Source organism: Clostridium sp. CM028 (assembly GCF_030585565.1).
Taxonomy (GTDB): domain Bacteria; phylum Bacillota; class Clostridia; order Clostridiales; family Clostridiaceae; genus Clostridium_AD; species Clostridium_AD estertheticum_B.
In genome coordinates, this window is sequence record NZ_CP077766.1 from 1,729,191 (window position 1) to 1,744,688 (window position 15,498).

A 15,498-nucleotide genomic window follows, 5' to 3' on the forward strand; every position below is an offset into this window, starting at 1 on the left:
TAAATGCTGGGGGGAGTTTTTATGAGTTCTAATCAAAAATCCTTACTATTCCAATATGATGGTAAACCTTCACTTAAAGAGATTATACCGCTAGGCATGCAACACGTCGTTGCTATGATTGTTGGTTGTGTTACACCGGCTCTCATAATTGCTGGCGTTGCAAATCTCACCGCCGCTGATAAAATTTTACTTGTACAGTCCTCACTTTTTTTTGCTGGTATAGCAACCTTAATTCAAATTTTTCCACTTGGTAAAGTTATTGGTTCAAGATTACCTGTAATTATGGGAGTAAGTTTTGCATATGTTCCAACATTAACGACTATTACTGGTGAATTTGATATTGCTACTGTTTTGGGAGCCCAAATAATAGGTGGTTTAGTTGCTATAATTTTTGGGATATTTTTAAAAAAACTTTTAGCATTCTTTCCACCTCTTGTTACTGGTACCGTTATATTTAGCATAGGATTATCACTCTACTCAGTCGCTATTATATATATAGCTGGCGGTGCTGGTTCTCCAACTTTCGGTTCTCCTAAAAATTGGGCTGTTGCTCTAACAACACTTGCTGTTGTTATGTTTTTAAATTATTTTACTAAGGGGACTCTCAAACTTGCATCTATTTTAATAGGTATAATTGCAGGATATGTTATTGCTATATTTCTTGGAATGGTATCCTTTGATGCGGTGACTTCAGCTGGCTTATTTCAAGCTCCAAAACCACTACACTTCGGTATAAACTTTAATATTACAGCTATAACATCTATGGCTATAATGTATATTGTAAATTCTGTTCAAGCTATAGGTGATTTATCTGCTACAACGGGTGGAGGTATGGATAGATCTCCCACTGATAAAGAACTTTCTGGTGGTATTATCGGAAACGGATTTTCAAGTATAATTGGTGCTTTCTTTGGTTGTATGCCAACTGCGACATATAGCCAAAATGTAGGTATAGTAATTACAAATAAAGTTATCAATAAGTGGGTATTTGCTTTTGCTTCTTTTGTTGTAATTTTAGCAGGTCTTATTCCTAAATTTGCTTCACTGCTTACAACTATTCCTCAATGTGTTCTTGGCGGAGCAACAATCTCGGTTTTTGCCACAATAACAATGACAGGAGTTAAAATGATTTCTTTAACTAATCTTACAATGAGAAACTCAGCAGTTGTAGGAATTGCAATTGCATTAGGTCTAGGTATTGTTCAAGTTCCCAATGCATTTGCTCTATTCCCATCATGGTTTATATCTATATTCGGAAAATCATCCATTGTTGTTACAACCATAGTTGCAATAGCACTAAACCTTATCTTACCTAAAGATAAACCTGAAAACGTTACTATTACTAATAATAAATCTAAATCAATAAACATGTAAAAAAATCAAGCCACTTTAGTGGCTTTTTAATGAGGTGGTATAAAAATGAATAAGTTTATGAAAATCGCTATAGAAGAAGCTTTAGCTGGAATGGAGAACAACGATGGTGGCCCTTTTGGAGCCGTTATTGTAAGAAATGGTGAAATTATAAGTTCCGCTCATAATCAAGTTATTAAGACCAACGACCCTACTGCACATGCTGAGGTTACAGCCATTAGAAAAGCTTCTAGTGCACTTGGTAAATTCGATTTATCAGATTGTATAATATACTCCTCTTGTGAACCTTGTCCTATGTGTTTTGCAGCAATTCATTGGGCAAAAATAAAAACACTTTATTATGGTTCAACAAGGCAAGATGCTTCAAATATAGATTTTGATGACCAATATATTTATGATGTAATAAACGGAACGGCAAAAAAATTGCAAGTTGAAAGGCTACAAATAGATAGAGAAGAGAGCCTTGAAGCTTTTAAAAAATGGAAAATTAAAATAGATAGGGTTCAATATTAGAACATAAAAGCAAAGCACTTCCATCGCAGCGATGTAAGTGCTTTATTTTTCATTTCTTGAATCTTCATTATTGTTTTAAACCAGTGACGATCGAAGTTTAAAACATTTCACCATCGTTCTCAATGGTTACAATTTTCGCAACGATGCTTTTTAACTTTTTCTACAGCATTCAAAATATTTTCATAACCTGTACAACGGCAAAGATTACCTGAAAGTTCTTTTTTAATTTCATCTGTTGTATACTCTTTACTGTCTTCAAGAACAGGGATAGATGCCATAACAGCTCCACATGTACAAAAACCGCATTGGACAGCACCTTCATCAATAAATGCTTCTTGAATATCTGATATATTTCCATCACCATCCATTAAACCCTCAATTGTACGAATTTCTTTACCCCCTGCCCAAATTGCAAGGTAAATACAAGAATCAAAAGCTTCATCATTAATAAGGACAGTACAAGCTCCACATTCTCCAACCTCACAGCCTTTTTTAACGCTCGTAAGATCAAGATGATTTCTGAGAACATCCGTAAGTGACTCTCTATCATCTATCATAAGTTGTTTAGGTTCATCATTTACTGTGAAGTTTAAAATTGCATTAGCCATTTACCACACCTCCTGATAGTCTTATTGATTCCTTTAAAGCCCGTTTACACAATTCATAAACAAGCTGGAGACGAAAATCTTTAGATGCACGCCAGGAAGTACGCGGATTAACTTCTGTCTTTGCTATTTCTCCAAAAATATTGAACATTTCATCAGATATTTTCATTCCCTTTATGGCTTCTTCAGCTTTTGGACATCTCATAGGGACAGGACCTGCAACCCCAAAGGCAAGATGTACATCGCAAATCACATCTTTTTGCACATTAAGTTTGCAAGTTACACTGCATCCAAGGGTTGCAATATCCATTGCATTACGCATAGAATATTTAATATAATTACCTGTGAAATTTTCATAATTTTCTTTTGTAATATATATAGCCGTAAGTATTTCACCATTTTTTAAACTAACTTTTCCTGGACCTACATAATACTGCGCAATTGGAATAACCCTCTTCCCATTTGCCCCTTCTATTTCAAGAATAGCATTCAGTGCAAATAACGTCGATGCACTATCAGCACTTGTAACACCATTTGAAATATTCCCTCCAATTGTGCCAATGTTTCTTAACTGTGGGCCTCCTATTTCATCAACCGCATTTCCCAGTACTGGAATATGTTTTTTAATAATTTCATTTTTTGTTATATGTGAAAAACTAGTAAGGGCGCCTATTTTTATACTACCATTTTCCTCCATAGATATTCCTCTTAGCTGGTCTAATCCATAAATACTTATAAGAGAACATCCAGCAAGCTTTCCATGACGAATCTTAATAAGTACATCACTCCCACCTGCAATAATTACAGCATCAGGTTCATCCACAAGATGCTGTATTGCATCTTGAATTGAAGTTGCACTATATATTTTTCCGATATCATACATTGTTATGTCACCTCCATCTTTATATCAAATTTTGATTCTTAAATTTTTCTACAAGTCTTTGTGGCGTTAACGGAGCAACATTGAACTGAACTCCTGTAGCATTTAGCACAGCATTTCTAATTGCAGGTGCAACGGGGATCGCAGGCGGTTCTCCTAGTGCCTTGTTACCAAAAGGCCCTGACACATCATATGTTTGCGCAAACTGTGCTTCCAGGTGTGGTGTATCCATCATAGTTGGAAATTTATAATCTAGTAAATTGTCATTAAGTAGTTTGCCAGTCTTTTCATTAAACAATAGCTGCTCACTTAAACCATAACCGAGTCCCATGCTCATACCACCATGTACCTGGGCTTCTGCAAGTGCTGGATTAATAATTTTACCAGAATCATGTACATTAATAACTTTAATAACTTTAATTTTACCAACGGGAATATCAACTTCAACATCGACAAAACATACTCCAAAGGAAAACGTATTTGATTTACATTGGTTTGTTTCTTCAGCTGTTATATGAATTGATCTTTCTACATTGTAAAGTGCATGCATAGCAACTTCTTTAAGTGATGCTAAAACTTCACCAGTTTCCTTGTTTATAATATTATTATCTTTAAGATCAATATTTCCTGATGGAACTTTTAACATGAAATTTGCGTGCTCAATTATTTTTTCTTTGAGCTTTATAGCAGTTTTTTTAGCGGCCATCCCTGATACATAAGACTGCCTCGATGCATAAGCGCCTGTGTCAAATGGTGTAATATCTGTATCTTGAGTTGATATCATATGGACATTTTCAATTGGAATAGTAAGAACCTCTGATACCATTTGACTAAATACCGTATCTGCCCCCTGACCTATCTCTGTCGCACCCATTTGAACTTGAACAGAACCATCTTGATTAAGCACAATCCTACAAGATGCTGTTTCGAGTGATATTGGATAAACACCTGTTGCATAACTAAATATTGCCATACCAACACCTTTTCTTACAGGCCCTGTTTGATTTTGGTATTCTTTAATTTTATTGTCCCAATCAATATATTTTCTACCTTTTTCGATACATTCGTAAAGACCATTACAATTGCATTTAACCTGATTATCAACAAAACCTACTTTCATAGCATTAAGTTTTCTTATTTCAATCCTGTCTAACCCAAGTTTTATTGCAATATCATCCATATGGGATTCAAGCGCAAAAGTGATTTGTGGTATCCCATAACCACGCATGGCACCAGATGGAGGCATATTCGTAAATACCGAATACATATCCCCTTTAGTTGCAACCGCATCTTGATATATCTGTTTAAATGCGTGGCCAGCTTTATTTGTTACACTATGTCCATGTGATGCATAAGCGCCTTTATTACCATATATTTCAACTTTTCTTGCAACAAATCGTCCATTTGATCTTAGATAACTTTTAATTTTGATTTTCATGGCAGTACGCACGCGGGTATTAGCAAAATCCTCTTCCCGGGTCAGATCAAGTTTGACACATCTACCACCGATAGCCTTACATAAATATGCATTAAGTGGTTCATAAAGAACATCTTGTTTATTCCCAAACCCACCCCCTATATATGGCTTAATAACTCTGATTTTACCCCAATCAACACCAAGTGCTTGACCAATTACACGTCTTGTAATATGAGGGATTTGAGTTGATGAAACAACAACAATTCTTTTTCCCTCTTCATATGCATAGGAAATTGGATTTTCAATCTGGCAATGTTTAACGGCCGGAGTTTCGTATTCCCCTTCAAAAACAATAAGTCCTTGTTCTTTTATCGCATTATCATAATTACCCATTTCATAACTTGTATGCGAAAGAATATTATCAGGGTAATCTTCATTGATTGCTTTTGCCCCTTCTTTTAAGGCAGCTTCTATGGACATTAATGGTTCATATTCATCGTATTTAACTTTTATAAGATTAATTGCTCTTGTTGCAATTACATTATCTTTAGCAACTACAGCTGCTATGTCATCACCATAATATCTAACTCTTTGATTAAGTAACTTTCGGTCTGCAATATCCGCATGACTCGGGTCAATTGAAAAAGGATGCCCAGCTGTTGGAAATTTAATATCAGGAACATCAAAACAAGTTACAATTTTTACAACCCCTGGAAGTTTCATCGCCTCTGTAGTATCAATAGCTTTAACAAGACCATTCGCAATTTTACTATGAAGAACTTTAGCAACTAGAGCATTATTTAATTGAAAATCATCTGTATATAGTGCCCGTCCAGTTACTTTATCAAAAGCATCAACCCTCTTAATACTTTTCCCAATACTCATTTTTTTCCCTCCTTATATAAATGCGTCCTTATTATATTCAATAACCTCTTATGATCTAATAATATTTTTTATTGTGAAACTGTTTTTGAATCTAAGTTAGCTTTCGATTCTTCTTTTAATACAAAATTAAGTAATAGAGCTGACACTGTACCTGCACTTATACCTGAAGAAAAGAAACTTTTAACTGCTGACGGCATACTATTTAAAAGGTCTGGCCTTACAGTAACTCCTAACCCTATTCCAATTGAAATCGCAAGTATAAGCATATTTCTGTTGTTAAGTTCTACACCTTTAATAGTCTTAATTCCCGCTGATACTATCATTCCAAACATTATAATACCGGCACCACCTAAAACCGGGCTTGGCATAATTGCAATAAGGGCACCAATTTTAGGAAATATACCTAGTCCCATTAAAATAATTCCAGCAACAGCAACTACAAATCTACTTGCAACTTTAGTAAGTGGTATAAGCCCAACATTCTGCGAAAATGATGTATTAGGCCCAGCATTAACAAATCCTGCTATAAGAGACCCAACACCATCGGCAAGTATACCTTTTGAAAGTTCTTCTGAAGTTACCTCTTTTCCCGCTGCTTCACCAACAGCCATAAGACATCCTACCGTCTCAACAGTTGTTACTAGATACGCTGTAATAAATGCAACAAATGCACTGAGCTTAAAGGCAACACCATATTTGAAAATTGTTGGAAATTCAATCCAGCTAGCATTTGCAATTGCTGAAAAATCAAGCATTCCTAATGGAAAACATATTGTGTATCCAAATACCAGACCAATTATAACTGATGCAGAAGAAATGAGTCCTTTACCGTATCTATTTAATAAAGCAATTACTAACATAACCGCAAACGCTATACATACATTCCTCACGCTTCCATAATCTTTAGATCCGACTCCACCAGCAGCCCAATCTATTGATACAGGTATTAAAGTTAAACCAATTAACATAACAACAGTTCCCGTTACAATTGGTGGGAAAAACTTCCTCAGTGGTTTAATAAAATAACTTAAAAAAATCTCAATGAAAGATCCCATTATTGTTGCACCAAACATTCCCGGCAACCCGAAAGCAGAACCTACTGCTATAGATGGTCCAACAAATGTAAAATCAGTTCCCATAACACATGGAAGTTTAGACCCTACAGGACCAATTCCTTTGGCTTGAATAAATGTAGCGATGCCCGCTGCAAATAATGCGGCACTTACTAAAAATGCAATGTCTTTCACTGGTAGTCCTAAAGCACCTCCAACTATTAGTGGAACTGCTACAATACCTCCGAACGCCGCCATAATGTGTTGAAAAGCAAGTATGATTGTAATGTGGATTGGTGGTTTGTCGTTTATCTTATACAAGATACCATCGTTGTTTCTAGGTGAATTTACTGTCCTCATAGAATATATCCCCCTTTTATAATTAAATTATAAATAAATTTACAATAATGGAGACTGTATTTGTACTCTAGACATTGTGATAATTCAAAATACTACAAAGGAATGAATAATATAATCCTACTTACTATATTTATTACGCCTTTTTTTAGGATGCATACAATAAATATAGTTACCTTTCGTATACGTTTTCTAGATTCATTTAGAATATTTATAAATAACTAACGCTCTGTTATTTTTTTGTAAAAATATTGTTTTTTTTCCTATTGTACCCTTCGTCAAGATTACCATCTTGACAAATAAAAGTCAATGATTTACAAAACTTTTAACCCCTTAGCTATTTCTGCAGCCTTGGCAAATGGACAAGAAATGGAATTGTTGCATTCCAATATAATTAAGGGCTGTGGTGAATGTTTAAAGCTATGTACAAAAAATACTAAAATCTAAAAAAGCACTGTCAATATTATTGAAACTCAATAATATTGGCAGTGCTTTTACTATTTTTAATTTAAAATATTAATATGATTTTAGTTACCCTACATAAATTTTACTTTTGAGGTAGCTCATTATTCCCTAACTTGCCCATCTCCATATATAAGATATTTTGTAGTTGTTAACTGCTCAAGCCCCATTGGGCCCCTAGCATGAAGTTTTTGATTGCTTATACCTATTTCTGCACCAAATCCAAATTCTGCGCCATCTGTAAATCTTGTAGAAGCATTTACATATACACAAGAGGCATCTACTTGCATTAAAAATCTCTGCGAATTTCTATAATTATTAGTTATTATAGCTTCTGAATGTTTTGTTCCGTATTTAAAAATATGGTCAATAGCTTCTTCCATTGACTCAACAACTTTAATTGAAAGTATTAAATCCAAATACTCAGTATCCCAATCCGCGTCGATCGCAGCCTTCGCATCTTTAATAATTTCAATTCCTTTTTCACATATTCTAATTTCCACACCTAATCCATAAAGTCTTTGTGCAAGCCTTGGTAAAAACTCACTAGCAATATTTTCATGTACAAGTACTGTTTCTACTGCATTACATACTCCCGGTCTTTGAGTTTTAGCGTTAACTACTATTTCTTCCGCCATACCTAAATCAGCCTCTGAATCCACATATATATGACAAATACCTAGCCCTGTCTCGATTACTGGTACAGTAGCATTTGCTATAATGGCTTTTTTAAGTCCAGCGCCACCTCTAGGAATAATTACATCTACGTAATCATTAAGCTTTACTAACTTATTTACTAATTCTCTATCCACCATTTCAATAAGCTGAATACACCCTTCTGGTAGTCCTGCGAAAGTAGCAGCTTTTTTAATAACTTTAGCTAAAGCCATATTAGTATTTATAGCCTCTGAACCTCCTCTGAGTATTATTGAATTACCTGCCTTTAAGCATAAAGCTGCTGCATCTACAGTTACATTTGGCCTTGACTCATATATCATACCTATAACGCCCAATGGAACTCTTACCATGGAAATATCTAAATCATTTGGTCTTTTCCATCTTTTTATTCCGTCACCTATAGGATCAGGAAGTGATGCAACATTTTTAAGTCCCTCAGCCATATTTTCAATTCTCTGCTGATTAATCATTAATCTATCCAGCATTGCAACAGACAAATTATTTTTCTTACCTAATTCCATATCCTTAATATTTGCTTCAATTATAGCGTTTTCACTGTTTATTAAAGCTTTTGCCATATGTAAAAGTGCATTATTTTTCGCATTAGTGCTAGCAGTAACCATGATTCTAGACGCATCTTTAGCACGTCTGCCTATATTTATAATATAATCTTCAAAATTCAATTTTTCTCCTCCTTGGCGCTTTATAGCATAGATAACAGCTATGCTATTACAATGTGTATCCTATTCTATCTCTCGCTCATGGTTTTTGTATTTCTTTCGAATAATGTCCCTACATCACGACCTTCTAAAATATCATTAATAATATTAGGTTCAGAGCCTTCCGCAATAATCATAGAGGCATTTGCAGCTACTACAATTTCTGCTGCCTTAATCTTAGTTGCCATACCCCCAGTTCCAAGATTTGACCCTACACCTTCTGCAGATTCCTTAATTTCATCAGTTATCTCAGATACATTATAAATAATTTTCGCATCAGAATTTGTCCTAGGGTTTGAGTCATACAATCCATCAATATCGGAAAGTATTATCAATAAATCCGCACCTATTAGACTTGTTACCATTGCAGATAATGTGTCATTGTCTCCAAACATTATTTCATCAACGATTACAGCATCATTTTCATTTACTACAGGTATAACCCCCTGAGATAGTAACGTCAAAAACGTATTATGGGCATTTAGATATCTTGTATTATCTACGATATCCTCTTTTGTTAAAAGAATCTGTGCTATAGTCTTTCCATACTCTGAAAAAAACTTTTCATACATGTGAATTAAAATGCCTTGACCTACAGCGGCCGCTGCCTGCTTTTCTGGTATTGTTTCCGGCCTCACCGTAAACCCTAATTTCCCCATGCCTGCTCCTATAGCTCCAGAGGTGACTAGTACAACCTGAATTCCTTGATTATGAATATCTGCCAATTGTCTTATAAGATTTTCAATACGTTTAAAATTTAATAATCCTGTAGAGTGGGTTAATGTTGAAGTTCCTACCTTTACCACAATTTTTGTTACACCTTTTAAATATTCTTTTCTACTGTTCATATAACCACTCCCCATCTCATTCTAATATTTAATTTAATTTTCTGTTTTTATAAATTTACCATACTTTTTAAAATTTTAAAAGATATTTTATACATAATACTAATTTAATTTTACACCATATAAATTACCAGGGTTAATTAATTTATAAAATTTTGATTTTTAGGATGAGGTTATTTAAGTAGAGTTTTGTATCATAGTGAATTTAATGATATAATTAATCTATTGTCATTAGCCATCTAAAAAATAGACTATCATGCTTACTAGTTATTTTTTTAAGATGCCTTAGTTAATGACTAAATAAAAAATGTAAAGTAGGAAGATTAAAATGAGAAATGCAAAATTAGAAAGAGCAATAGTTAGAATAGATAATGAGATTTCCGCTATGAACATAGCTAAGAAATACTTATCAAATTTAGATGAAATTAAAAATGTACAACACACTTTAAATAATAAAAGACAGCTACTCGCGGACGAATTGTATGTTGAAGACAAAAAATGTTATGAGAAGTGTTGTGACGTTATAGACGACATGCTAGATAAAGAGCTAGGAAAAGAAGACCAAATAGAATTACTTGAAATGATTAGGGAAAATTTCGGAAGACAATCCCCAAACGTAAGCAAGAAAAGTAGTGGCCTTAATGCCTGGTTAAAAGAACTTTGCATTGAATACCATTGGATTAAAAATGAAGAAACTGATTGGGATATGGTTGTTATTACCGGATTTGGGTTATATGAATAATCACCAAATTTTAGATTACAACTAAGTCCCTAATTATAATTAACCGCCATGTTGAGTCAACATGGTGGTAATTGATTTATAATAAAAAACTGCTTATAAAATAAGCAGTTTTTTATATTTTCTTTATTTACCTACCACTGGAACCCTTTTAGCATCGTCTTTCTTCATTTTCTTATTATTATCACCTTTAGGCTGAGCTTGCGGTCTACTCATTCCTTTTTTCGCCATAATTTTTCCTCCTTAAATTTATTTTAATATGCCTCATTACCTTATTATCTTTTACATATTATTTTGTTTAATACTAATACATTTTATTATTTATTCTTTCCTCTAATTTTATCATTAATCTGTATGACTTCCTCTTCATTTAAACTTGTTAAGTTTAAAATTTCAATCATGCCCTTGCCTTCTTCAAGCAAATTTTTTATATTTTCAACTTCCTCTTCATGCTGACCTTTTGGCAATTTTGTTTTTTTCATAAACTTTTATTTACCTCCTCTAAACTTTAATAAAATATTGTAATATCTTATTTTTACCGAGAAGATAACTTTTATTCTAAAACTATTAAAAATATGAATATAAAATGTTAATGTAATATAATCCATAACAAATAATATGTAGACTATATTCTATATATTTTATAGTATTAATAATCTCATATTTGTAAAATATATTAACATATTATTAAAAAGGGAGGTCTTTTAATATGCGTGAAGGATTAATTCCAACTATGTTAGGTGCAGTTGTTACTACGGCTGGAGCATCATTTTCAAAAAACAGTATGAATAAAAAAAATATGCTTCCTATGATTGAAGCAGGTGTTATTGGCTTCGGGCTTGCTCACATTGTGTTAGGAGCAATTGATTTGGTTGAACACAGACGATAACTTACTTTGTTACATTTGTCTAAATATTAAAAAGTCTTTCTAATTTCAAAAAAAATAATTTAGAATAAACGAAAAAGCTGATTAGAAATTTCAATTTCTAATCAGCTTTTTTATAGTATCTAATCTCTAAATTCCCCATAAAATCTTTTTACAATATTTACTAATCAATGTTATAATAGTATTAGTATAATAATTTCATTATAGAAATGTTAGTATATCTAATAATTGAGGAGTTGTTTATATGATTTTAATTAAAAATGCCAATATACACAGTATGGCAAATAAGGATTTTGAAAATGGAATGATTTTAATCGATCATGGTAAAATTATTGCTATTGCAAATGACGTAAATCCACCCCGTAACGCAGAAATTATCGATGTTAAAAATAAGTTTGTTATGCCAGGAATGATTGATGCACACTGCCATCTTGGAATGTGGGAAGACGGAATGGGCTTTGAAGGTGCTGATGGTAATGAGGCTGTTGACCCAGTTACCCCTCATTTAAGAGCAATCGACGCTATTAATCCTATGGATATATGTTTCAAAGATGCAATCGACGCTGGAATAACAACCGTTGCAACTGGTCCAGGTAGCGCCAATGTAATTGGTGGACAGTTTACGGTTATTAAAACCTATGGAAATAGAATTGATGATATGATTGTAAATGAGTGTCTTGCTATGAAAGTCGCCTTTGGTGAAAATCCTAAAAGGGTATATCATGCTCAGAAAAAATCCCCCAGCACAAGAATGGGCACTGCTGCTATTTTAAGAGAAAATCTTATTAAGGCAAAGATGTATATAGAAAAACAAAATAAAGGCTTAGAAAATCCTGATAAAACGCCTGAATTTGACATGAAAATGGAAGCTTTAGCAAAGGTCATAAAAAAAGAAATACCTCTAAAAGCTCATGCTCATAGAGCTGATGATATCCTTACTGCTCTTCGAATTGCAAAGGAATTTAATATAGATATAACCCTTGATCATTGCACAGAAGGCCACTTAATTATAGATTATTTAAAAGAAGGCATTCAAAAGGGTGTAATATTAGGTCCCTCGCTTTCTAATAGATCAAAAGTAGAACTTAAAAATCTAACTTTTAAAACGCCTGGAATTTTATCAAAAGCGGGTATAAAAGTAGCCATAATGACAGACCATCCTGTTATCCCACTTCAATATCTCCCAGTATGTGCTGGCATTGCATCAAGAGAGGGTATGGATGAAGAAGAGGCCCTTAAGGCAATAACTATAAATGCTGCAGAAATACTTGGCATAGATGGCATTGTTGGAAGCTTGGAAATTGGAAAGGATGCCGATATTGTTATATATAGTGGACATCCCTTTGATTTAAGAAGTAAAGTAGCATTGGTAATGGTTAATGGTGAAATTGTAAAAAATGAAATTTCAAAGGAATTTTAAAGGAATTTTAAAGGCTGTCAACATAATATTTATGTTAACAGCCTTTATTTTGTAATGAGATTCAAAAGAAATTTTATATATTAATGTTGCTTTTTAATTCTACCTTTTTTGATGCAATCAAGAAAATTACCATTGCTGCAATTGCTCCTATAATCCCGATCGTGTATGAAATATTTTGTGAAAGTTTAAACCCCTCTGGGGCAATTAAGATGTAAGAAGTACATACGGCTGTCATAAATGTAGCCGGCACCGTTGCCATCCAGTGTTTTTTACCCATACTAACCATATACATACCCGCTGTCCATAATACTATAGTAGCTAAAGTTTGATTAGACCATCCAAAGTATCTCCATATTATTGCAAAATCCATCTTAGTTAATATAAATCCTACCACAAATAGTGGAATACTAATTACAAATCTGTTTTTAATAGGACCTTGACTAAATTTAAATGCATCAGCCAAAGTTAATCTTGCACTTCTAAACGCTGTATCACCAGAAGTTATAGGACATGCTACAACCCCGAGTATAGCCAAGATTCCACCAACTTTTCCAAGCAAACTAATTGAAGATTCGTTTACTACCCACGCTGCTGTATGACCACTAATCGCCATAGTAGCATTTAACTGATCTACTCCTCCAAAAAAACTCATTGCTGCCGCTGCCCAAATTAATGCAACTATACCTTCCACGATCATTGAACCATAAAATATCTTTTTACCTTGTTTTTCACTACTTATACACCTTGCCATTAAAGGCGATTGAGTTGCATGGAACCCCGAAATAGCACCACAAGCAATAGTTATGAATAACATAGGAAATATTGGATTTTTATCTGAATTTGAATGCATATTAACCAAATTTGATAGTGTCACTTCTGGAATATGGTACCTACCAAAGATTAAAGCAAAAGCAATACCAACTGCCATAATCAACAAGCAAAATCCAAATATAGGATATATTTTTCCAATAAGCTTATCTATTGGAACCATTGTTGCCAGTAAATAATATGCGAATATTATATAAACTAATAGTTGAAAATTCATACCTGTTAAATCTTTTAATATACCTGCTGGTCCAGTTACGAAAACTACTCCTACTAGTATTAAAACTATTACCGAAAACACTCTCATAAAGTTTTGAAATCCTTTACCAAGATATTTTCCTACAACTTCAGGAATACTTGCACCATCATGTCTTGCTGATAGCATACCTGAAAAGTAATCATGAACTCCACCTGCAAAGATGCATCCAAAGACAATCCACAAAAATGCAACTGGACCCCACATTGCACCTGCAATTGCTCCAAATATAGGTCCTAATCCTGCAATGTTAAGAAATTGAATTAAGAAAATCTTCCATCCAGGCATTTCAACAAAATCTACACCATCCGCTAGCCTTACAGCGGGTGTTTTAATTGACTCGTCTGCTCCAAAAGCTTTTTCTACAATTGTGCCGTAAATAAAATAACCTGCTATAAGCGCTATAATTGCTAAAATAAATGATACCATTTGAACTCCCCCTAATTATTTATCAACTAAATTATAATGTATTTTTAAGAACTGAATACGCTTTCATACATGAAACGACAAAAAAAGCACATAAAGTGCTTTTATATACCCATTGTTTGTAAATTTGCAATATATGGTCTATATTTTATAAAAAGTCCGTTAATATACTATTTTGTAACAATCATCTTTATTTTCATATGCCTTAAATCATCTCCTGCGGAGCTGCAACAGCATCTGCCCCAAAGGCCTTTTCTACAATTGTACCATAAATAAAATAACCTACTATAAGGGCGATAATTGCTAAAATAAACGATACCATTTTAACTCCTCCTCAATATTTATAATTACATTTCAATTTATTAACATAATTATATTATATTTACATAATTATAATATATTATTAAGAATTAAATACAGTTTTATACATGAAAAAACAAAAAAAGCGCATGGAGTACTTTTATATGCCCATTAGTTGTTTAAACTCAATTATATTATTTCTACTTACCGGTATATGTACTTCTTCACCTTGCAGTTTTAACATAAAGGTATTGTTAAACCATGGAATTATTTCAGTTATTTTATCAGTATTTATAATATATGATCTATGACCTCTAAAAAAGAATTCTTCTGGAAGCTTTTTATAGAACTCAGAAATGCTACAATTTATATTGTATTGCATTCCTTTAATATAAATTAATGTTTCTCTTTCTCTTGCTTCACAATAAGAAATATCAATCATACTCCTCACCATCATTTTATTATCTTTCCAAAGTGTTATTTTATTATTTATACTTTTTTTATCGAAAAATTTCTCAATATTTTTTAATGTACTAACTATACGCTCTTCTGAATACGGCTTTAATATATAATCATAAGCCTGAATTTCAAATGCATCTACAGCATAATCTTTATGAGCCGTAATAAAAATAATAAGGTAATGTTTCGGGAAGTGATTAATAATTTTACCTAATGCCATTCCATCTAATTTAGGCATATTGATATCCAAAAAAATAATATCCGGTTTGTTTTGCTCAATAAACTCTAATGCCTTAATAGAATCATCAAATTCATCCATTATTTTTATACTACTGAAATTATTTATGAAGTACTTTAGCTCCTCTCTTGAAGGATATTCATCATCAACAATAATACAATTCAT

The 15,498-nt window shown here is 33.1% G+C and carries 14 protein-coding genes; 5 read left to right on the plus strand and 9 right to left on the minus strand.

All coding sequences use genetic code 11. From position 1 onward, the window contains the following. Positions 1–21: 21 nt before the first annotated feature. Together KTC94_RS08055 and KTC94_RS08060 are read left to right on the plus strand one after the other, a co-directional pair. Positions 22–1,374: a uracil-xanthine permease family protein gene (locus tag KTC94_RS08055; RefSeq protein ID WP_220320259.1), complete on the plus strand. Its 1,353-nt coding sequence runs from the start codon at positions 22–24 to the stop codon at positions 1,372–1,374. A gap of 45 nt (positions 1,375–1,419) precedes the next feature. Continuing rightward, positions 1,420–1,884 carry a nucleoside deaminase gene (locus tag KTC94_RS08060; protein WP_220320260.1) on the plus strand — a complete coding sequence of 155 codons (465 nt, stop codon included), beginning with the start codon at positions 1,420–1,422 and terminating at the stop codon, positions 1,882–1,884. 119 nt (positions 1,885–2,003) lie between these two features. Here KTC94_RS08060 and xdhC read toward each other — a convergent pair whose 3' ends face one another. The 6 genes from xdhC to proB form a co-directional block, all read right to left on the minus strand. Next, positions 2,004–2,492, minus strand: coding sequence for a xanthine dehydrogenase subunit XdhC (gene xdhC, locus KTC94_RS08065; RefSeq protein ID WP_220320261.1), 489 nt, complete (start codon positions 2,490–2,492; stop codon positions 2,004–2,006). Further along, positions 2,485–3,372, minus strand: a complete 888-nt coding sequence (gene xdhB, locus KTC94_RS08070) for a xanthine dehydrogenase subunit XdhB (protein WP_220320262.1) — start codon at positions 3,370–3,372, stop codon at positions 2,485–2,487. Before xdhB ends, xdhC begins: the two co-directional genes overlap by 8 nt. Positions 3,373–3,391: 19 nt before the next feature. After that, a complete protein-coding gene (gene xdhA / locus KTC94_RS08075; protein WP_220320263.1) occupies positions 3,392–5,671 on the minus strand; it encodes a xanthine dehydrogenase subunit XdhA in 2,280 nt (759 codons plus the stop codon). 68 nt (positions 5,672–5,739) lie between these two features. Further along, entirely contained in the window at positions 5,740–7,083 is a 1,344-nt protein-coding gene (locus KTC94_RS08080; RefSeq protein ID WP_216304247.1) for a nucleobase:cation symporter-2 family protein, read from the minus strand. Positions 7,084–7,646: 563 nt separating this feature from the next. After that, complete coding sequence (locus KTC94_RS08085; RefSeq protein ID WP_220286741.1) at positions 7,647–8,903, minus strand: glutamate-5-semialdehyde dehydrogenase; 1,257 nt, start codon at positions 8,901–8,903, stop codon at positions 7,647–7,649. A gap of 65 nt (positions 8,904–8,968) precedes the next feature. Next, a complete protein-coding gene (gene proB / locus KTC94_RS08090; RefSeq protein ID WP_220320264.1) occupies positions 8,969–9,787 on the minus strand; it encodes a glutamate 5-kinase in 819 nt (272 codons plus the stop codon). Positions 9,788–10,112: 325 nt separating this feature from the next. Between proB and KTC94_RS08095 the strand changes: the two genes are divergently transcribed. Next, positions 10,113–10,526 (plus strand): hypothetical protein, encoded by a 414-nt coding sequence (locus tag KTC94_RS08095; protein ID WP_165412644.1) that lies wholly within the window; start codon positions 10,113–10,115, stop codon positions 10,524–10,526. A gap of 314 nt (positions 10,527–10,840) precedes the next feature. Here the strand turns inward: KTC94_RS08095 and KTC94_RS08100 are convergent, their stop codons facing one another. Continuing rightward, on the minus strand, positions 10,841–11,005 hold the full coding sequence (locus tag KTC94_RS08100) for a hypothetical protein (protein ID WP_165412643.1): 165 nt from the start codon (positions 11,003–11,005) through the stop codon (positions 10,841–10,843). 227 nt (positions 11,006–11,232) lie between these two features. Here KTC94_RS08100 and KTC94_RS08105 point away from each other — a divergent pair, with 227 nt between their 5' ends. Both KTC94_RS08105 and KTC94_RS08110 read left to right on the plus strand, forming a co-directional pair. Beyond that, positions 11,233–11,412, plus strand: a complete 180-nt coding sequence (locus KTC94_RS08105) for an asparagine synthase (protein WP_216304641.1) — start codon at positions 11,233–11,235, stop codon at positions 11,410–11,412. Positions 11,413–11,653: 241 nt separating this feature from the next. Then, positions 11,654–12,829 (plus strand): amidohydrolase, encoded by a 1,176-nt coding sequence (locus tag KTC94_RS08110; RefSeq protein WP_220320265.1) that lies wholly within the window; start codon positions 11,654–11,656, stop codon positions 12,827–12,829. A 73-nt stretch (positions 12,830–12,902) separates the two neighbouring features. Here the strand turns inward: KTC94_RS08110 and KTC94_RS08115 are convergent, their stop codons facing one another. Both KTC94_RS08115 and KTC94_RS08120 read right to left on the minus strand, forming a co-directional pair. After that, positions 12,903–14,339 carry a carbon starvation protein A gene (locus tag KTC94_RS08115; protein WP_216303174.1) on the minus strand — a complete coding sequence of 479 codons (1,437 nt, stop codon included), beginning with the start codon at positions 14,337–14,339 and terminating at the stop codon, positions 12,903–12,905. A gap of 457 nt (positions 14,340–14,796) precedes the next feature. Beyond that, a complete protein-coding gene (locus KTC94_RS08120) occupies positions 14,797–15,498 on the minus strand; it encodes a LytTR family DNA-binding domain-containing protein (protein ID WP_216303175.1) in 702 nt (233 codons plus the stop codon).